This is a genomic window from Vreelandella andesensis (assembly GCF_003989795.1).
GTDB lineage: Bacteria > Pseudomonadota > Gammaproteobacteria > Pseudomonadales > Halomonadaceae > Vreelandella > Vreelandella andesensis.
Window position 1 is genome coordinate 1 of record NZ_RZHG01000015.1, and the last position, 19,720, is coordinate 19,720.

A 19,720-nucleotide genomic window follows, 5' to 3' on the forward strand; every position below is an offset into this window, starting at 1 on the left:
CCGAACTGACGTCGGCCAGAAAGGCCGTGTCCGGCTGCTTCTTTAACTGCGTTAAGAACGCGCGGGCGTCGTTATAGCCAACCTTTTCCTGGCGCTCGTAGAACGCATCGGTGCGGTAGCGTAGCACCGCATTCCAAACAAACCGCACGCACCCAAACGTCCGCGCCAGCAGGGCGGCCTGCTCGGGCGTGGGGTAAAAGCGATATTTGAAAGCGCGTTCGGTTTTCATGTCTTACAATTTAACCTACTTTATGTAAGAAAGCAATGCACAAGGCGTCCTGCGGACGCCGCGCTATTCATCCCCACCCAATGCGGTTACTTGGATGGAGTATTCCGCGCTTATCGATAAAAAAAAGCCCTCGGATAACGTCTTGTCATAGCACTATTTTTGGCAAAGCAGACGGTGAAATTATTTTTTCGGTAGTACGACGGTTTGCGTATTAGAGGCAATATCTGGCCAACTTCTACGTTCCCGATCAAACAAGACCCACCAGTAGCCAATACCAAACGCGGCCAGGGAAAGCCAGGCTGTTACACAACGAATTAGGCTTTGCTTAAGCGTAATCGCATGACCATCGTTGGTTTGCACCCTTAGCCGCCATGCTTGCATGCCTAACGTCATGCCGCCACGCCGCCAAGAATAAACAAAGAACAGCGTGACAAAAAACACCAGCATCAACCTTAGGCTCCAGATATCGAACGACGTTGTGCCTATCTCATCAGCCTGCTGCCCCAACACGAACCGAAAAAATGCCAAATGAACCACCGTCACCGCGATCCAAATGGCCGTCACCAAAAATCCGTCATATAGCATCGCACCCAAACGACGGCTTAACCCAGCAGGCCATACGCTATCTAATTGGGTAAAGCGTCGGGTTCTCGTCACCTTGCTTGTCACCATGCTCATCCTCTTTCATGTATCACAGCCCCAACTAGCCGTTGCGGCGTAAGAAATAAATACCCACCACCGCGCAGGCAAGGGTTGGCACCAACACGGCCCACACAGGCGAAAAACCAAAGATAGTTGACGCCGGTGCCAGCAGGTCTTGTACATACTTAAAAGTAAGACCTGTCACCACGCCGTAAAACACTCGCGTTCCCGCCGCCACCGTGCGCAATGGGCCAAACACAAAGGAAGCGGCGATTAACACCAGCGATCCCATCGTTAGCGGCATTAACACCTTTTGCCAGAAGTAGAGCAACGGCTGGTCAGCTTGGAGATTTTGGCTTTGCAAAAAATGGGCGTACGCCCACAACTCACTAGGCGCTTGGCTTTCAATATCACGCAGCAAGCGCTCCAATTGGGTAGGCGTTAATGCTGTATCCCAGCCTGCGCGTTGCTGATAGTCCGATTCCGTATGGTCATCAAAAATACGCGTGGTGGTAACGCCCTCAAGCTGCCATGCCCCCTCTTCCCAATGCGCGCGATTCGCATGGGTGGCTTCAATTAGCCGACGCTCGTTAAATCGATAGCGCGTTAAGTCCAGCACCACGTTATCCGCACGAATAGCGCCAAAGCGATACACACTTTCTCCTTCGAACTGCCAACCACTGCGGCTAGTTAGCTGTGCCCCTTCTCCCTGGCGTTGCTCTAAGCGCCATGCCTCGGCAAATTGTTCGGTGCGGGGAGATACAAATTCAGCGACCAGTAGTACCACCACTACCACTACCAACACCGGTTTCATGACGCCCCAAACAATCCGTGCAAGCGACCGACCAGCCGCGCGCATCACCGTTAATTCATTGCTAGAGGCCATGCTCCCCAAACCAATCAGTGCGCCAATCAATACCGCGACCGGGGCATATTGATAAAAACGCCAGGGCAGTCGCATACCCAAATAAATCAGCACATCCAGGGCGGAATAATCACCCTGGGTATCGCTTAAATCACCGATATAGGCAATGGTGATATCTAAGCCAAGTAAGACGAACTGAACAACAATTATGGCCGCCAATACGTTGCGGGCGATATAACGATCAAGACGATCAGCAAGCATGAGTTAGCCCCTTCATTAGCGCATTCCTTTACGTTGCGAGTGCCATAACAGCAGACAGCCAAGCGCCAAGAACAGCCCGTGCACAGGCCAAACACCAATAACAACCGCTAGCGAGCCGCTTCCAATGGCATCCACTGCGGCCAATAGCAGGCTTAAGTAGGCGACATAAAGGAAAACCGCTGGCAACAGTTTGGCAAACCGTCCTTGGCGTGGGTTTACTCTGGAAAGCGGCTGAGCCAGTAGCGCCAAAACAAACACCATTAGCGGCAACCCCGCTCGCCACTGAAACTGCGCTTGGGCCCGAGGGCTGGGGTCATTCCATAGCTCAGTCGTGGTCGCGTACTCTAATGAATCCAACTCTTGTCGATTCCGGCTCAAGCCCAGACGCAGCGTGTAGCGCTCAAACGTTAACCGCTCGGCGGTGTGCTTGCCTGGCGTCACGCCATAGCGCTCGCCATCTTCCAACACTAGAAAACGACTGCCGGTTTCTATGCTGGTTTCTTGATAACCAGAGCCTGCCCGGGTCACGTAGCTATGGGTCTTTTCCGCCCCAGCAACGGGCAGCTCATGAACCAACACTTCCTGCATTTTAGTGCCATCACTGCTGAAGTCGCTGATATAGGCAGTGCGCCCTCCACCGAAATCTTGAAAGCGCCCTGGTGCTAACACCGACACATCCAACCGGCTGCGTTGTTCTTCAAGCGCGGCCTCAGTTTGTAGGGCGCCCGCAGGCGTTAACCACAAGCTACAAAGCCCTACCAGCACCGCCACCACCGACGCTGGCAACAGCGTTACTCGCAGCAGCCGCATAGGGCTCATGCCACAAGCCACCATCACCGTAATCTCGCTATTCATATAAAGTTGACCATAGGCCAGCAAAATTCCCAGGAAAAATGACAGTGGTAGAATTAGCTCCATAAATCCAGGCAGGTGAAAAACCATCAGGCTGCCTAGAATAGTGACAGGAATGTCGCCCTCTGCCGCATCAGAGAAGTAGCGAATAAAACGGCTGCCCATGATGACCAGCAGCAAAATTCCAGCCACTGCAGACATGGTCAGTAACACTTCGCGAGTTAAGTACCGAAATAAAATCAACGCACTCTCCGGCTAGTAGCGCAGGTTGCAATGCAATGCGCCCATGGCTTGGGTACACTAATAAGACTGTTACCAAAATCTAAGCAGCTATTAAAACTCAAGTAGCGAGGTATTATCCCGAATCACTCGATGCTTGTCTTGTTGGAGACGTCATGGAATTTTCCGTTCAGACCGCGAACCCAGCCAAAGCCGAAACGGCTTGCCTCGTTCTGCCTGTCTTTAAAAGTGGCGACTTATTGCCCGCCGTCGCCAAATCAGATGACGCGAGCGAAAGGCTAATTGGCCAGTTACTTGACCGTGGCGACTTTGATGCCACGCTAGGCAATGTTCAGCTCGTGCCTTTTGCGCCGGGCCTGGGCGCCGAACGTTTGTTGCTCGTTGGCCTGGGCGAACGTGCCAAATGTCAGGAAGCAGCGTTTATTAAAGCGCTAGACGCCGCGATGACAGCGTTAACCAAGCTGTCGATTGATGAAGCTAGTACAACGTTTACTGACGTTCCTTTAGGCGATCGCGATACTGCATGGAAAGCCCGTAAAACGCTGGAAGCGGCTGAACGCGCCATCTATCGCTTTGACCAATTCAAATCGTCACCCGCAAAAGCCCCCAGCCTGACCAAGCTGAATCTTATTGTCAGCGATGCCGACGAAGCACCATTGGCCAAACAAGGAGCAGCTCTAGGTTCCGCCATTGGCCAGGGCATCAACGTCACCCGTACGCTGGGCAACTTACCGAGCAATGTCTGCACGCCTCGCTACCTTGCCGAGCAGGCCGAGCAGCTGGGTCGCAACTCTCAAGGCGCACTTGAGGTTGAGATTCTGGATGAAGAGGCACTAGAAACGCTGGGAGCCGGCTCACTGTTGTCCGTTGGGCGCGGCAGCCAAGAACCAACACGGCTGATCGTAATGAAGTACCAGGGGGCGGAAAACCCCAAAGAAGCGCCCCATGTGCTGGTAGGCAAAGGCATCACGTTTGATACCGGCGGTATTTCGCTGAAGCCCGGCGAAGGCATGGATGAAATGAAGTTCGATATGGGCGGCGCAGCCAGCGTATTCGGCACCGTAAACGCTGTGCTCGCTATCAAGCCCAAGCTGAATGTAGTCTTCATTGTTGCCGCTGCTGAAAACATGCCTGACGGTGCGGCCACCAAACCCGGCGATATTATCAAAACCTTAAAAGGCTTGACGGTTGAAGTGCTCAACACCGACGCCGAAGGTCGGCTAGTGTTGTGCGATGCACTTACCTACGCCGAGCGTTTCACCCCGGCAAGCGTGGTCGATATCGCAACCTTGACCGGCGCGGTCATTATTGGCCTGGGCCACCACGCCACGGGGCTGCTTTCCAACGACGATGATCTCGCGCTAGACCTATTGGACGCTGGCGAAGCGGCCTGGGATCGCGCTTGGCATCTGCCGCTGTGGGATGAGTACCAGGAGCAGCTGGACTCCAACTTTGCCGACCTGGCTAATATTGGTGGCAAACCAGCGGGCACCATCACTGCCGCCTGTTTCCTATCGCGCTTTGCCGACCACTTCCCCTGGGCACACCTGGATATCGCCGGCACCGCTTGGCATTCCGGCAAGCAAAAAGGTGCCACCGGCCGCCCGGTAGGGCTGTTAACCCAGTACTTGCTTGATCGTGAGGCCGAAGCCCAAGTAGAAAATAGCGACGACTAACATCACAATCAGGCGACCAACGGTTGCCATTCGTTGACGTAGACGTTACATCTAAGGGCATTAGCGTGCGCGCTGTTTTCAGGGCGCACGCTACACCTAATAAACACTAACATTTGCCCTTCGGGGCCAGGCTATAGCGGAGAGAATACGCCGTGCCCACAGTTTCAGATACCCAGCTTACATCTCATTTTGAAATACTACCGTCCAATCAACCGATGGCCGATGAGATCCGTGACAACATTTTAAAAAACCCCGGTTTTGGCAAGCACTTCACTGACCATATGGCCCACGTCCGCTGGACAGTCGACGCTGACTGGCACGGCCATCAAGTGCGCCCTTACGGCCCGCTAACTCTCGACCCAGCGGCCTCTGTGTTGCATTACGGTCAGGAAATTTTTGAAGGCATTAAAGCCTACCGCCATGCCGATGGCTCTATCTGGACCTTCCGCCCGGAGAAAAACGCTGAGCGTTTCCGCCGCAGCGCTCGCCGTTTAGCACTACCTGAGCTTTCCGATGAGGATTTTATCGGTTCACTGAAGGCGCTGCTGGCCCAAGACCATACCTGGGTGCCCACGCCCGCTAGCGATGCCGACGAGTGCAGTCTCTACCTGCGCCCGTTTATGATCGCCTCTGAGGCTTTTTTAGGTGTGCGTCCGTCCCATGAAGTGGACTACTACGTGATTGCCTCACCGGCAGCGGCTTACTTCAAGGGCGGCATTGAACCGGTGTCAATCTGGCTTTCGTCTCACTATAAGCGCGCCGCCCCTGGCGGCACCGGGTTTGCCAAGTGTGGCGGCAACTACGCGGCCTCGCTAGCTGCCCAGAAAGAAGCTGCCGCAAACGGGTGCAGCCAAGTGGCCTTCTTAGACGCCGCTGAAAACAAATGGATCGAAGAACTAGGCGGTATGAACCTGTTCTTCGTTTATAAAGATGGTCGTTTGGTAACGCCTCGTCTCACTGACACCATTCTGGAAGGCGTGACTCGCAACTCCGTACTTACGCTGGCAAAAGATGCGGGATTAACACCGGAAGAGCGTGCCATCAGCATCGACGAATGGCGTGAAGGCGCAGCGTCCGGCGAGATTACCGAAGTGTTCGCCTGCGGCACGGCAGCGGTTATTACCCCGGTCGGCGAACTGGTCACCGAAAACGAGCGTATTCGTTTACAAGGCGACGGCAACAACGAGATCGCTAAGCGTATCCGCAAAACGCTGCTTGATCTGCAATATGGCCGCAGTGAAGACAAGTACGGCTGGCTCACCCGGTTGGTATAAACCAGTTGGTATAAACCGGTTGGTAAAAAACCAGTTGGTAAAAAACCAGTTGGTAAAACCAGCCGGTATCAATCGGCTGGTATAATTGAAAGCTTCGTCGCCGCTGACAGCGGAGGCGAAGCTTTTAAGCGTGTTAACACCGCTGGAGCCTTCGATGGCACGTATCGATTTTTATATCCTTCCCGACACCACCCTGGAAGCGCGCCTGCAGTTTGCCTGCAAGCTTGCCGAGACCATTCACCGCAAAGGCTATCGGTTACACCTACACTGCGAAAATAAAGCCCTAGCCGAACAGGCCGATGAGGCCCTTTGGCAGTTTCGTGAAGATGCCTATCTACCTCACGCACTGGAAGACAGCGACATGGCCGCCAGCGTACCAATTACGCTAGGTTGGCAACAACTCCCCGTGCCCACGCAAGACACCGCACTGCTGAACTTACACCCCGACATTCCCGAAGGCGTGGAACATTACGCCCGCGTTGCCGAAATTATCAACCAGCACCAGCAGGTACTGGTCGCCAAGCGCGCCTGTTGGCAGCGCTATAAAGAAATGGGCCATGAGGTGGTGCCGCATAAGTTGGGGTAATCTTCCGCCTTCTGTCCAATGATTCCCAACAGCTTACGGCAGCGCCCCACATACCCCCTTCAGCGGAAGAGTCACAAATGCGTTTTCCCTCTCGGCTTGCTTCCAATCAACCATCTAACGCTTTTTTGGCGCGCGCCCCACTGGCGGTGATCGTCATCGCGCAACTGTTCGGCACATCGCTCTGGTTCAGCGTTAACGGCGTTGGGCTTGCGCTTCAGCAGGCTGTGGGCTTGAGTGAAAGCGATTTGGGACTGCTCACGATTGCGGTGCAAGCAGGCTTTATTATTGGCACGCTGTTGATTGCCACCACCGGCCTTGCCGACCGCGTGCGCGCCAGTCACTTGTTTGCTATTTCTGCGGTAGCAGGCGCGCTGATTAATGCGGCGTTTATTGGGGTGGCCGAGAGCATCAGCTTAGCCGCAGCGGCACGCTTTTTGGTTGGGCTGTGTCTTGCCGGTATCTATCCGCTTGGGATGAAGTTGGTGGTGAGCTGGACGCCCACCCACGCAGGCGCTGCATTGGGCTGGCTAGTGGGCATGCTGACGCTGGGCATTGCCTCGCCGCATCTACTGCGCGGGCTAACGCTGCACTTGCCATGGCAGTGGCCACTGCTACTGGCCTCTGCCCTTGCGCTGCTCGCCGCACTGATGATTTTTAAACTAGGCGTTGGGCCACACCTGCCTGCCAAAGCCAGCGGAGGACGCCCTTGGGCGGGGCTTGCTGCTTTCAGACAAAAGTATTTCCGCGCAGCGGCGCTGGGCTACTTCGGCCACTGTTGGGAGCTATACGCCCTATGGGCGCTGGTGCCGTTTTTAGTTGCTAGAGAGCTAGAGCGACTAGCCGCCGCGCCGGGCCTGCAGCCATGGCTCAGTTTTGCCGTCATTGCCTTGGGCCTGCCTGGCTGCGTATGGGCTGGCCGCTGGAGCCGCCGTGTGGGCAGCGCACGGGTGGCCTTTGTCGCATTAGCCACTTCCGGCATGCTTTGTTTAGCCTACCCGCTCTTAAGTGGCACATCGCCCTGGCTGCTGCTAACCCTGCTAGGAATTTGGGGCGTTAGCGTGATTGCCGATTCCGCGCAGTTTTCCGCGCTGGCGTCGGCCGCCGCCCCACCTGAGCGCCTCGGCGCGGCACTTGCCATGATGAATGCTGTTGGCTTTGGCCTAACGATACCTTCCATTGCCCTGGTCACCGCCCTGTGGGCAAGCCAAGGCCCCTGGGTGATCTGGTGGCTTCTGCCTGGCCCAGTGCTTGGATTAATCGCCATGCGTGGGCTCTCTTCGAGTAAATGAATAACACGTGTTTTTGGTAAGGTGGCCGCCTTATTAACAACACCCTAAAGGTTTTCCTATGGCCAACGCTGCCCACTGGGTGCCGCTTAACGTTAAGCACCATGGCGGTTTGATGTGGCAACGTTTTACTGCCTACCATTTTGCTCAGCACATCACCCAGGCAAGCCTAGCAGCGACCGAATTACGTCACGCCGCTGCCTGTTTTCCTATTGGATTTAACCAAACAACACAAGGCTGGCAGGCTGTCGCACTGTTGGGGCTGCGCGATAGTCAAAATCTTATGGTCGATAGCCAAGGGCGCTGGCGCGCAGCTTATGTGCCCGCCGTGCTACGCAGCCATCCGTTTGGGCTGTCTGCCGATACCCCTGAAACACTTTGCATCGATCAGCACTCCCCCTTTGTGGTATCGCGCCTGGATGCCGAACCGTTCTTTAATCAACACGGCGAGCTAGCCAGCTTTCCCCAACACGTACTGGCGTTTCTCCAGCAGCGGGAAACCGGTTGCCAGCGAGTTGCCCAGCAGCTTGAAGCCCTGGCCAATGCCAACCTACTCACGCCTTGGCTGCCAGAAGGCTATCAAGGCAGCGCGCCGTTATATCAAATTGATGAGCCCGCTTGGAAGGCGCTATCCACTGAACAAATGGGGCTTTTCTGGCAATTGGATGCCGTCCCTTTAGTGTACGCTCAGCTCATTTCCCAACAGCAACTTGGCGTTCTTCGCAGCCTCTTTCAGCGGCCAACAACACCGCCGCTGGCAGAATCTCCTTCCCGCCCTCTTTCCGAGTGGCAGGAAGCGTTCAGCAATGAAGAGCGCTATCAATGGCCGGATCCCTCTTAATTGGGTGCCAAGCACCGACGTTATTCAGGAAAGTGAATGTCTTTTAATGTTGATACGCGGCCACGCAAATGGCGACTACTCAGCAGCGTGGCCGCTGCGCTTTTGCTGGCAAGCCCATTACTGTTAGCTCAAACGGCGTTTGATGAAACGCTTACCGCAGCCCCGCCATTGCCCGCTTCATCCCTGAAAGGCCCTGCCTTTTCGCCGGAACTGTCGCAACTGCTAACGCGCTTTCGTTGGCACACGGGTCAGCCAACCGAAGCTACCCCAGCGCTAGGCGTTCTACGCCAAAAGATCCAACAGGCCCTAGAGCAACAACCGCGGATTCTTGCCCAGCGCTCTCGTGAACGTGAATCGGTGTTACAAATTGATGAAGTGCGCGCCGTGCGTCGCCCCCAGGTGAACGCTGGGCTTGAGTACCGTAATGACTTGCAACGCACCGAATCACTGCCCGACCGTGGCTCTCGCGTCGATGCGGTCGTCACGCTCAGCCAGCTACTGGTAGATTTTGGCGCGAGTGGCGAGCGCATTCGCGCGGCCGATCTTAGCGCTGAAGCGGCTTATTGGCAGTCCCACGCCAGTGTCGAAGAAGAAGTGCTTTATGCTGTGAACGCCTATCTGGATGTTGCCCGCGTTACCGCCCAGCGCCAGTTGGCCGAACACAATGTGCAGCAGCATCAGCGTATTTTTGAAGACGTTCAACTGCGCCGCGAGGCAGGCGCTGGTTCGCGAGCCGATGTGCTACGTGCCCAAAGCCGCTTAAGCGACGCTAACTCCCGGCTAATCTCTTTAGAGGGTGAGCTAGCCCGCGCGATGAACGTCTACCAAGAAGCGTTTTTCTCCACACCCGACGTGCTGGCCCTACCCCAAGGAGGTGCGCTGCTAAGCGAGGCCAGTGCCGACCAACTGCTGGATAACGCCCTTGCCCGCAACGCTTCGCTGCGCAGCCAAACCCTGGCTAGCGAGGCCAGCGAAGCCGAGGCTCAAGCCACTCGCAACGCTCGATTACCCAGCCTGAGCGTGGCTGTAGAAGGTCGCCAATTCGATGTGAATGAGTTCAACGAATCCGATAACGACGTGGCGCTGCTGTTTAATCTTGATTACACGCCTTATAGCGGCGGCGCGACCTCCTCGCGAATTGCCCAGGCGGTTGAACGTCAGCAGCAGAGCCAATTTGAACGCCAAGCGCTGCATCGCGAGTTGGAGCGGGAAGTCCGCTCTGCCTATACCGATACGCGTACCCGCCTAGCGGAGCTGGAAGCACAAACCGCTACGCTAGCCGCTGAAGAAGAAGCCCTGCTGGCCTATCGCGATCAGTTCGCTGTGGGAAGAAGCAGCATTAACGATTTGCTGGATGCCCAGCGCGATCTATTCCAAACCGCACTAGAACTGATCAACCGCCGCGTGCGTTGGGAGCAAGCTAGCTTTCAGCAGCTCGCGGTGACCGGGCAGTTACTCGATGTGATGGAGATTCACCTTGAACGCCGCTAACCCCCGCTCGGATGCCCTTGAACAATGCCTGACGTTTGTGGCAACGCGGCTTGAACTACCGGTGTCTGAAGCCGCTATTCGTGCCCAACGAGTAGGCACAGGCACCCCGCTCACCCCCGACGGTTTTATTGATGCTGCCGAGCGACACGGCATGGTCGCCGCCCTGGGGGAACACACACTGGCAACCCTGGGTAATTCGCTGCTACCAGCGGTCGCGCTGTTAAAAAACGGCCGCGCCGTGGTGATCATCGAGCGCATTGATGATGAGCGATTTGCGCTGTTCGATCCGGCATTGGGTAACCAGCCGGTCGAAACCGCGCTAAATGCGCTGCAAGCAGAGTACATCGGTCACTTAATTGCGGTGCGCGCCCGCTACCGGCCGGTAACACTGAATAGTGAACCAGCGATACAGGGTGGCCACTGGTTTTGGAGCGCACTCTCGTCTAACCGTTGGGTGTACACCCAAGTGGTGATTGCCGCTGCGTTAACCAACTTTCTTGGGCTTGCCACCTCGCTGTTTATCATGGTGGTTTACGACCGCGTGTTGCCGAACGAGGCCATTGAATCACTGGTTGCACTGACCATTGGTGTCAGCATCGCCTTGCTGTTTGATTTTGCGGTAAAAACGCTGCGCCAGCTGTTTATTGAACGAGCAGGCCAAGAAGCCGACCTGCGCATGGGCAGGCGTATTTTCGACCATGTGCTCAATCTACAAATGAGCGCCAAGCGCGGGTCTACCGGTGGGTTTGCCAATACCCTGAGGGAGTTTGAGTCGCTGCGCGATTTTTTCGCTTCGGCATCGCTGGTAGCCCTCGTCGATTTGCCGTTTATTTTTCTGTTTATCGGCGTCATTTATCTGATCGGTGGACCGCTCTTTATGGTGCCGCTGATTGCCGTGCCGCTGGTGCTGCTGATTGGTCTTGCCGTGCAGCCTTTCCTTAAACGCCTTTCCGGCCAAGCGTTTGAAGAGAGTCGTTCCAAGCAGGGCGTGTTGATTGAAGCCGTGGCGGGATTGGAAACTATTAAAGCCAGCGGTGCTGCCCCCATGATTCGCCAGCGCTGGGAAGAGAGTGTTCAGCAGCAATCTAACGTGGGTCGAAAAGGCCGCGCTATTCAACAGTTCGCCCTGAATGCCACCGCGTTCGCCCAGCAAGCTGCCCAGGTGAGTATCGTGGTGTACGGGGTATTTTTAGTGGGAGATGGCGTGATTTCCATGGGGGCAATGATCGCCTGTGTGATTCTAACCGGACGGGCACTCGCGCCGCTGGCACAGTTAGCACAAACCATGACCCGCATTAACCAAGCCCGCACCTCCTACCGCGCGCTCGATCAGCTCATGAATATGCCTTCCGAGCGCCCGGCTGGTCGTCACTACTTAAGCCGCCCTACCCTTGAAGGCAAAATCAGCTTGCAAGACGTAAGTTTTCGCTATCCAGAGCAAACCACTGCGGCACTGGCCAATATCAACTTGACCATCGAGCCTGGTGAGAAAGTTGCGCTACTGGGCCGCGTGGGTTCCGGGAAAAGTACCCTGGCGCGGCTACTGCTCGGCATTTACCCACCGGAAAAAGGCGCGGTGCTGGTAGACGACACCGACATTCGCCAAATCGACCCCGCAGATTTACGCCACAACATTGGCAGCGTGCTGCAGGAAGCGTGGCTGTTTTCCGGTACCGTTCGCCAGAATATTGCTATTGGTGCCCACCACCCCACTGATGAGCAAATTCTCCAAGCGGCCAAACTGGCCGGTGCCCACGACTTTATCGCCCGCCACCCCCAGGGCTACGACATGCCCATTGGTGAGCGCGGCGAAGGGCTTTCCGGTGGCCAGCGGCAGCTCATCTGCCTTGCCCGCGCGCTGCTGGGAGCACCCCCAATGTTGCTGATGGACGAGCCGACCAGCGCCATGGATATTCAAACCGAAAAAGAGGTTATTGCACGCCTAAGCGCTGCTAGCCAGTCGCAAACCCTGGTCATCGTGACGCACCGCACCAGCCTGTTAGCGCTAGTTGATCGCGTGATTATTGTTGATCAAGGCCAGATTATTGCCGATGGCCCTAAAGCCCAGGTGATGCGCCCTGTTGAAGCGGCGCCCCACCGTACGCGTGAAGGAACAACATTGTGAGCCGCCCGACTTCACAACTTGATTTTGAACATTTTGTGCGCCATGGCCGCGCCAAGCGCCCGATTGCCAGCAGCCTGCTGCTGCTCAGCATTATTGGCTTTTTAGTAATTGGCTTTTTGTGGGCTTATCTCACGGAAGTAGACGAAGTGACCCGAGGCCAAGGTAAAGTCGTGCCCTCGCGCAGCCTGCAAGTCGTGGAAAGCCTAGAGGGCGGCGTAGTGACTGAAATTAACGTGCGCCGTGGAGATACCGTCGAACAAGGCGACACGCTGATGGTGCTGAGTGGTGGCACACTGGAAGGTGACTACGAAGAGAGCTTACAGCGCCTGCGTTCGTTGCAACTGCGTTTGCAACGCCTGGAAGCCGAAATTAACCAAACTCCTTTAACACTGGATGACACACTCAGCCAAGGTGCCCCCAGCGTAGCCGCGAGTGAAACCCGCCTGTTTCACGGGCGTCAACTGGAGCTAAGCGCCGAACTTCAAGTGCTAGAACAGCAAGGCTATCAGCGCCGTCAGGAAAAAGCTGAGCTTGAAGCCGCGCTAAGCACTGCCCGTTCCGGCGTGCAACTGGCCGAACGTGAGCTGGCCATTATTCAGCCGCTGGCCCAGCGCGGCATTGAACCTGAAACCTCGCTGCTGCGAATACGTCAATCGCTTAATGAACTACGTGGCGAAGTCGCCCGCCAACAAAGCGCCGTGGCCCGCGCGGAATCCTCCATTGCTGAAATTGAAGACCGCAAAACAGCCGCCCGCAACGCCTTTGAAGCCGATGCGCTCGCTCAACTGGCAGAAGCGACCTCCCAGGCTGCGGAGCTACAAAAGACCCTTCCCGGCCGAGCGAATCAGGTGGCACGCACGACCATTCGTTCACCGGTCGCGGGGGTCGTTAATCAAGTGCATATTAGCACCGTCGGCGGCGTCGCAGGCTCAGGTGAGCCGCTGGTGGAAGTGGTTCCTGCCGACGACACCTTGGTCGTAGAAGCCCATATTCGTCCCTCGGATATCGCCTTCCTTTACCCTGGCCAGCCGGTAAAGGTGAAGCTAACTGCCTACGACTTTGCCCGCTACGGCGGCTTGGATGGTGAGCTGGTCACTATTGCCGCCGACGCCGTTCAAATGCCGGAAAGCGGTGAACTTATGTACCCCGTGGAAGTGCGCACCGACGGCTATCTTTATGACGCCGACAATGAACCGCTGGCGATTATTCCCGGCATGGTGGCGGAAATCGATATTCTCAGCGGTAAGCGCAGCATATTGGACTACCTCATGGAGCCCGTGGTGAAAGTACGCGACCGCGCCCTGCGCGATTAACCAACGCGCGGTTTCATCAACGCCCCTGACGCCAGGGGGTCGTTCGCGGTATACTTGGCACCATTTTTTTGCAAGCCGTGAGCCGACTCCCCATGGAAAAGACCTACCAACCCGAACAGATCGAAACCCGCTGGTACGAACGCTGGGAAGCCGACAATCGCTTCGCCCCCTCAGGCCGTGGTGAACCGTTTTCGATCATGATTCCGCCGCCTAACGTGACCGGCAGCCTACACATGGGCCACGCGTTCCAGGACACCATTATGGATACCCTGACGCGCTGGAAGCGGATGCAGGGCAACAACACCCTGTGGCAGGTAGGCACCGACCACGCCGGTATCGCCACCCAAATGCTGGTAGAGCGCAAAATTGCCGCCGAAGAAGGCAAAACGCGCCACGACCTGGGCCGCGATGCGTTTATCGACAAAGTGTGGGAGTGGAAAGAAGAGTCCGGTGGCCAGATCACCCGCCAGTTACGCCGCATGGGCGCCAGTGTTGATTGGTCACGCGAGCGTTTCACCATGGATGACGGCTTCTATAAAGCCGTACAAGAAGTATTCGTGCGCTTGCACGAAGAAAAGCTGATCTACCGTGGCAAGCGCCTAGTGAACTGGGACCCCACCTTGCACACCGCTATTTCCGACCTGGAAGTGGAAAACAAAGAGCAGCAAGGCAGCTTTTGGCACTTCCGCTACCCCCTAGCAGATGGCGTCAAAACCGCCGACGGTAACGACTACCTAGTGGTAGCGACCACGCGCCCCGAAACCTTGCTGGGTGATACCGGCGTTGCGGTTAACCCCGACGATGCTCGCTATGCCTCGCTGGTCGGCAAATTTATCGAATTGCCGCTGGTTGGCCGCCGCATTCCTATCGTTGCCGACGAGCATGCCGATATGGAAAAAGGCTCCGGCTGCGTGAAGATTACCCCAGCCCACGACTTCAACGACTACGAAGTAGGCAAGCGCCAGAACCACCTGCTGATCAACGTGTTTACCAAGGATGCTACCATTCTTGAACGCGCTGAAATCTTCGATATTAAAGGCCAGCCGCAGCCCAACGAAGACGCCACTCTGCCCGCCAAGTACGCAGGTCTTGACCGCTTTGAAGCGCGTAAGCAGATGGTTGCTGACATGGATGCCTTGGGCCTTCTGGAACAAGTGGAAACCATCAACAACACCCTGCCTTATGGGGACCGCTCTGGCGACGTGATCGAGCCGCTGCTCACCGACCAATGGTTTGTGGCGGTGGAAGAGTTGGCAAAGCCTGCGATTGAAGCGGTGGAAAATGGCGATATCCAGTTCGTGCCGAAGAACTACGAAAACATGTATTTTGCCTGGATGCGCGATCTACAAGACTGGTGTATTTCCCGACAGCTGTGGTGGGGCCACCGCATTCCCGCCTGGTACGACACCGACGGCAATGTCTACGTTGCCCGCACGGAAGCCGACGCCCGCGAAAAGCATGGATTGGGGGCAGATGTTGAGTTAACCCAAGACGAAGACGTGCTCGATACGTGGTTCAGCTCGGGCCTGTGGACGTTCGGCACCCTTGGCTGGCCAGAAGAAACGCCGGAGCTTGAGACCTTCCACCCCACCAGCGTGCTGGTGACCGGTTTTGACATCATCTTCTTCTGGGTTGCCCGGATGATCATGATGACCCTGAAATTCACCAAGCAGGTACCGTTTAAGACGGTTTACGTGCACGGTTTGGTCCGCGATGGTCAGGGTCAGAAAATGTCCAAATCCAAGGGCAACGTGCTGGACCCCATCGACCTGATTGACGGCATCACGCTAGATGCGCTGCTGGAAAAACGCACCGGCAATATGATGCAGCCGAAACAGGCCAAAGCCATTGCCAAGTCGACCAAGGAGGAATTTAAAGACGGCATTGAAGCCCACGGCACTGATGCACTGCGCTTTACGTTCCTTTCCCAGGCCACTACCGGGCGCGATATCAAGTTCGATATGAACCGCCTAGACGGCTACCGCAACTTCTGCAACAAGCTCTGGAACGCCTCGCGCTATGTGCTGATGAACGCCGAAGGCGAAGATTGCGGTATCTCTTCTCAAGGTCAAGGCAGCGAGGTCGAACTTTCCCTGGCCGACCGCTGGATTATCTCGCAACTACAGAAAACCGAAGCCCACGTCACCAAAGCGATGAACGAGTACCGCTTTGACCACGCTTCCCAAGCGCTGTATGAGTTTGTCTGGAACGAGTATTGCGACTGGTACCTTGAGCTTTCCAAGCCTGTTTTATGGGACGACAATGCCAGTGTCGAAGCCAAGCGCGGCACACGTCGCACGCTGGTGCGCGTACTAGAAGCGATTTTGCGCCTTGCCCACCCGATGATGCCTTACATCACAGAAGAAATCTGGCAGCGCGTTGCACCGCTGGCAGGCACCTTCGTCGGAGATGGCGCGTCCATCATGCTGCAAGCCTGGCCAGAAGCCGATGAAAGCAAAATCGATGAGCAGGCGAGCCTGGATATCGAGTGGCTAAAAGGCGTCATCATCGCGGTGCGTAACATCCGCGCCGAAATGAACATTGCCCCCGGCAAACCGCTGGACGTGTTGCTCACCAAAGGCAAGCCGGAAGACGCCGAACGCCTGGAAAGCAACCGTCACTTCCTAGCCAAGCTGGCCAAGCTAGAAAGCGCCACCTGGCTTGCCAACCCAGACGACGCGCCGCTTTGCGCAACGCAGTTAGTGAGTGACATGGAAGTGTTGGTGCCGATGGCGGACCTGATCGACAAAGACGCCGAACTCAAACGCCTCGCCAAAGAAATTGAAAAGCAGGACAAACTGATCGGCGGCATCGAGAAGAAACTCGGCAATGACGGTTTTATTGCCAAAGCCCCGATTGCCGTGGTGGAAAAAGAGCGAGGCAAACTCGCTGAATTCCAAGCTGCTAAAAAACTGCTGGAAGAGCAGCAAACGAAAATTGCGACGCTTTAAACATCCGCTTATAGCGCGACCCAAGACGGCACCTTTGAGGTGCCGTTTTGGGTAATGTACCCCGCACGGCTGAACGCGTCAGGAACAAAACCGCTGACAGCCTGCCCATAAGTGTTAGACCATAAGATTCTGATGGTCTGAGGCAAATCACTACCCTTTACCGAGTGACACTGCCTTGCATTCACCTATGGAGATCATTCCCATATGGCAACATTATCCGATAACGGCAGCAGCACGCTTCCTACCATACCGACGCTGAACCCTGACCACGTATCGCTGTTCGAGCGAGAAGGGTTGACGGTCAAGCCCCTGGAACCGCTTGGCATTGAAATATATGGCGCCGATGTTCGCACTCGGCTCTCCGAGCCTGTCATTGAAGCCCTGGAAGTGGAAATGGCCCATCGCGGATTTATCGTCTTCAAGCACCAAACAGACCTCTCGGCAGATGAGCTGGTCGATGCCAGCAAATGGTGGGGCGCCGGAGAAATCCATTCGACCCACGGTGTCCACCCCGCCACGCCGGGGATGAACCGAGACATTTTCCGCTGCTCCAACGACAACCGCTACGGGATCCTAGGCGTGGGGCCCCAGTGGCACAACGACGGCAGCTTCGAGGCCGCGACGTTCTCTCACTCAGCCTACTATATGGCACGCGCCCCCGAGCAAGGAGGCGGCACGCACTTTGCCCACCAGGGCGCCGCTTTTGATGCGCTACCCGAAGAAAAGCAAGCTTTTTGGGAGCGTTTGGTGTCAGTTAACTCGGCATCAGGCGTGAGCCACCCTGTTGTTCACACGCATCCCATTTCGGGGCGCAAGAGCGTGTGGCTTCACCTAGGAATGACCGGGGCGGTCATCGAACGGTTTCCCGAAGAAGACGTACCCATTGATGAACTGCAGCAAGCACCGGCCTCTGTCGAACAGCTTCGCTTGCTCAACGAAACCGAAATGAAGCAGCTTTTCAACGATTATAACGATTTGTTGAATGCATCATTCGAGAAGAACTACGGCATACGGTATCACTATGACACCGGCGACTTACTCTACATTGATAACTGGGCGCTAGCGCACCGGGCGGCGCCTGAAGCGCATATGTCCGCTGAGGAGCAAGGCCTGCGGATAATGGACCGTGTGACGATCAAATCCAGACAGAACCTAGCGCCTCATTTTGGCTTGCCGCAACACATTAACTTGGCTGGACCACACCCCTTCAATAGCGACGGTATTTGGAAAGCCGGTGGCGTAGGGTTCCGCTGGAAAGATGATATTCCCATGCAAAACTAATGCATGCGTTCTAAACGTCGATATCTATTCGACGAGCATGATGGCGAAAACACTGCTATCTCTGGCGATTGTCTATGCACCCGTTGTGGCATTGAGGTGAGCTTTCCAGGAGCGTCTGTTATGCCCGCCTAACGCTGGCCGCCCCAGCAGCAGTATGCATAAGCTCCATTTCACGGACTTTTTTCAAGCTGCTGGCGCAACTGAAACTTCTGAATCTTGCCGGTTGCCGTGGTAGGTAGCGGTCCAAAGATAATCTTTTTGGGTGCCTTGTAGTGGCTGATTTGTTCGCGACAAAAGCGCATCAAGGTATCCTCGCTCAGCTCGCTACCTGGGCGTAATTGAACGAAGGCGGCGGGGACTTCCCCCCACTTTTCATCGGCCATTGCCACAACGGCAACAAACTCGACATCCGGGTGGCGCTGCACGATGTCCTCGACTTCTAGTGAAGAAATATTTTCTCCTCCCGAGATAATCACATCCTTTAACCGGTCACGAATTTTTATATAACCGTCCGGCTCCATAACGGCTAGGTCACCGGAATGAAACCAACCGCCAGCGAATGCTTCACGCGTGGCAGCGTCATTACGTAAGTAACCTTTCATGACGATGTTGCCGCGGAACATAATCTCACCGACGGTTTTTCCATCGGCAGGCACTGGCTCCATGGTTTCCGAATTAAAGACTGCCATACCTTCCTGAAGCGGATAGGCGACGCCCTGGCGGCCATTTAGCCTAACGCGCTCAGTTAACGAGCACTGCGTCCAATCATCCTGTTTGGCACACACCGACGCGGGGCCGTAGGTCTCGGTTAGGCCATAAACATGGGTGAGTTCGATGCCGATTGTTTCCATCCGTTCTAGCACAGAGGCGGGCGGCGCAGCACCGGCTATCAGCCCAAAGACCTTGTGCTCGATGGGCTCTTTGGCCTCCATCGCGGCATCGGCAATCATGGTATGCACAATCGGTGCGCCACAGTAATGCGTGACGCCTTGTGCTTTAATCAACATGAGAATGTGTTTGGGATCTACTTTGCGCAGGCAGACACTGGTGCCACCAATCGCGGCCAGCGTCCAGGGAAAGCACCAGCCGTTGCAGTGAAACATCGGCAGGGTCCACAGGTAGGTCACATTAGCGGGCAGCGTCCAGGAAAGCACATTGCTCACCGCATTAAGGTAAGCGCCACGATGGTGACTCACCACCCCTTTGGGATTGCCCGTTGTGCCTGAGGTGTAGCCCAAGGAAATGGCATCCCACTCATCGGCAGGCAGTTGCCAGTCTTCCCAAATGGGCTGGTCAGCTAACAGCGCCTCGTACTCCAGCTCACCCGTAAAGCGCTCGTTGCTCTGACTGGGGTCTGACACATTGATCACTGTGGGTGCTGGCCCTTCCATCTGGGCCAACGCCTGCTCGACGATATCCACGTATTCGGGGTCAACCAGCAGCAAACGCGAACGGCTATGCGTTAATATGAAAGCCACTGCTTCTGGGTCCAGCCGGGTATTGATTGCATTAAGCACGGCACCCACCATGGGCACACCAAAATGCGCTTCATACATGGCGGGAATATTCGGCAGCATAACCGCCACTGTATCCCCCTTAGTAACGCCCATGCGGGTCAACAGCGACGCAAGTTGGCAGCAGCGAGCATACGTCTGGCGCCAGCGATAGCGTACGTCGTTATAAATTAGCGCTGTGCGATCGGGATAGACCGTTGCCGCTCGACGGATAAAGCTCAGCGGTGACAGCGCGACATGATTCGCCGCGTTTTTATCAAGCGCCTCATTGAAATGGCAAATATCACTCATGG

Annotated in this window: 15 protein-coding genes; 10 read left to right on the forward strand and 5 right to left on the reverse strand. The window is 55.8% G+C overall.

The features are described 5' to 3' along the window. The 4 genes from ELY33_RS07335 to lptF form a co-directional block, all read right to left on the reverse strand. Window positions 1-229: helix-turn-helix domain-containing protein (locus tag ELY33_RS07335; RefSeq protein WP_167470059.1), on the reverse strand; the 229-nt coding region annotated here is incomplete at its 3' end. Between the two features lie 180 nt (window positions 230-409). Continuing rightward, window positions 410-901, reverse strand: coding sequence for an RDD family protein (locus ELY33_RS07340; RefSeq protein WP_126946158.1), 492 nt, complete (start codon window positions 899-901; stop codon window positions 410-412). 31 nt (window positions 902-932) lie between these two features. Beyond that, on the reverse strand, window positions 933-1,997 hold the full coding sequence (lptG, locus tag ELY33_RS07345) for an LPS export ABC transporter permease LptG (RefSeq protein ID WP_126946161.1): 1,065 nt from the start codon (window positions 1,995-1,997) through the stop codon (window positions 933-935). A gap of 15 nt (window positions 1,998-2,012) precedes the next feature. Next, window positions 2,013-3,092, reverse strand: coding sequence for an LPS export ABC transporter permease LptF (lptF, locus tag ELY33_RS07350; RefSeq protein WP_126946164.1), 1,080 nt, complete (start codon window positions 3,090-3,092; stop codon window positions 2,013-2,015). Between the two features lie 152 nt (window positions 3,093-3,244). On the opposite strand from lptF, the gene ELY33_RS07355 reads away from it, so the two are divergent. The 10 genes from ELY33_RS07355 to ELY33_RS07400 all read left to right on the forward strand — a co-directional run bounded on the left by ELY33_RS07355 (window position 3,245) and on the right by ELY33_RS07400 (window position 17,913). After that, window positions 3,245-4,765 (forward strand): leucyl aminopeptidase, encoded by a 1,521-nt coding sequence (locus tag ELY33_RS07355; RefSeq protein WP_126946167.1) that lies wholly within the window; start codon window positions 3,245-3,247, stop codon window positions 4,763-4,765. 152 nt (window positions 4,766-4,917) lie between these two features. Further along, on the forward strand, window positions 4,918-6,039 hold the full coding sequence (locus tag ELY33_RS07360; RefSeq protein ID WP_126946170.1) for a branched-chain amino acid aminotransferase: 1,122 nt from the start codon (window positions 4,918-4,920) through the stop codon (window positions 6,037-6,039). Window positions 6,040-6,193: 154 nt separating this feature from the next. Beyond that, window positions 6,194-6,625 carry a DNA polymerase III subunit chi gene (locus ELY33_RS07365; RefSeq protein ID WP_126946173.1) on the forward strand — a complete coding sequence of 144 codons (432 nt, stop codon included), beginning with the start codon at window positions 6,194-6,196 and terminating at the stop codon, window positions 6,623-6,625. A 77-nt stretch (window positions 6,626-6,702) separates the two neighbouring features. Then, window positions 6,703-7,914 (forward strand): MFS transporter, encoded by a 1,212-nt coding sequence (locus ELY33_RS07370; protein WP_126946176.1) that lies wholly within the window; start codon window positions 6,703-6,705, stop codon window positions 7,912-7,914. Between the two features lie 58 nt (window positions 7,915-7,972). After that, entirely contained in the window at window positions 7,973-8,752 is a 780-nt protein-coding gene (locus tag ELY33_RS07375; RefSeq protein ID WP_126946179.1) for a SapC family protein, read from the forward strand. A 36-nt stretch (window positions 8,753-8,788) separates the two neighbouring features. Beyond that, the gene (locus tag ELY33_RS07380; RefSeq protein WP_126946182.1) at window positions 8,789-10,243 is read left to right on the forward strand and encodes a TolC family protein; all 1,455 of its coding nucleotides are present in this window, start codon (window positions 8,789-8,791) and stop codon (window positions 10,241-10,243) included. Next, a complete protein-coding gene (locus ELY33_RS07385) occupies window positions 10,230-12,368 on the forward strand; it encodes a type I secretion system permease/ATPase (protein WP_126946185.1) in 2,139 nt (712 codons plus the stop codon). Before ELY33_RS07380 ends, ELY33_RS07385 begins: the two co-directional genes overlap by 14 nt. After that, the gene (locus ELY33_RS07390) at window positions 12,365-13,681 is read left to right on the forward strand and encodes an HlyD family type I secretion periplasmic adaptor subunit (protein WP_126946188.1); all 1,317 of its coding nucleotides are present in this window, start codon (window positions 12,365-12,367) and stop codon (window positions 13,679-13,681) included. The genes ELY33_RS07385 and ELY33_RS07390 overlap by 4 nt, the downstream gene beginning before the upstream one ends. 92 nt (window positions 13,682-13,773) lie before the next feature. Next, window positions 13,774-16,632, forward strand: coding sequence for a valine--tRNA ligase (locus tag ELY33_RS07395; protein ID WP_126946191.1), 2,859 nt, complete (start codon window positions 13,774-13,776; stop codon window positions 16,630-16,632). A gap of 204 nt (window positions 16,633-16,836) precedes the next feature. Then, window positions 16,837-17,913, forward strand: a complete 1,077-nt coding sequence (locus ELY33_RS07400; protein ID WP_126946194.1) for a TauD/TfdA dioxygenase family protein — start codon at window positions 16,837-16,839, stop codon at window positions 17,911-17,913. A gap of 170 nt (window positions 17,914-18,083) precedes the next feature. Here the strand turns inward: ELY33_RS07400 and ELY33_RS07405 are convergent, their stop codons facing one another. After that, complete coding sequence (locus tag ELY33_RS07405) at window positions 18,084-19,718, reverse strand: acyl-CoA synthetase (protein WP_126946197.1); 1,635 nt, start codon at window positions 19,716-19,718, stop codon at window positions 18,084-18,086. Window positions 19,719-19,720 lie beyond the last annotated feature (2 nt).

What these genes read in the sequence shown, in the direction of transcription:
- ELY33_RS07355 (WP_126946167.1), top strand. Translation starts at nt 3,245, where the DNA reads ATGGAATTTTCCGTTCAGACCGCGAACCCAGCCAAAGCCGAAACGGCT.
- ELY33_RS07380 (WP_126946182.1), top strand. Translation starts at nt 8,789, where the DNA reads ATGTCTTTTAATGTTGATACGCGGCCACGCAAATGGCGACTACTCAGC.
- lptG (WP_126946161.1), bottom strand. Translation starts at nt 1,997, where the DNA reads ATGCTTGCTGATCGTCTTGATCGTTATATCGCCCGCAACGTATTGGCG.
- ELY33_RS07395 (WP_126946191.1), top strand. Translation starts at nt 13,774, where the DNA reads ATGGAAAAGACCTACCAACCCGAACAGATCGAAACCCGCTGGTACGAA.
- ELY33_RS07340 (WP_126946158.1), bottom strand. Translation starts at nt 901, where the DNA reads ATGGTGACAAGCAAGGTGACGAGAACCCGACGCTTTACCCAATTAGAT.
- ELY33_RS07405 (WP_126946197.1), bottom strand. Translation starts at nt 19,718, where the DNA reads ATGAGTGATATTTGCCATTTCAATGAGGCGCTTGATAAAAACGCGGCG.
- ELY33_RS07365 (WP_126946173.1), top strand. Translation starts at nt 6,194, where the DNA reads ATGGCACGTATCGATTTTTATATCCTTCCCGACACCACCCTGGAAGCG.
- ELY33_RS07400 (WP_126946194.1), top strand. Translation starts at nt 16,837, where the DNA reads ATGGCAACATTATCCGATAACGGCAGCAGCACGCTTCCTACCATACCG.
- ELY33_RS07375 (WP_126946179.1), top strand. Translation starts at nt 7,973, where the DNA reads ATGGCCAACGCTGCCCACTGGGTGCCGCTTAACGTTAAGCACCATGGC.
- ELY33_RS07370 (WP_126946176.1), top strand. Translation starts at nt 6,703, where the DNA reads ATGCGTTTTCCCTCTCGGCTTGCTTCCAATCAACCATCTAACGCTTTT.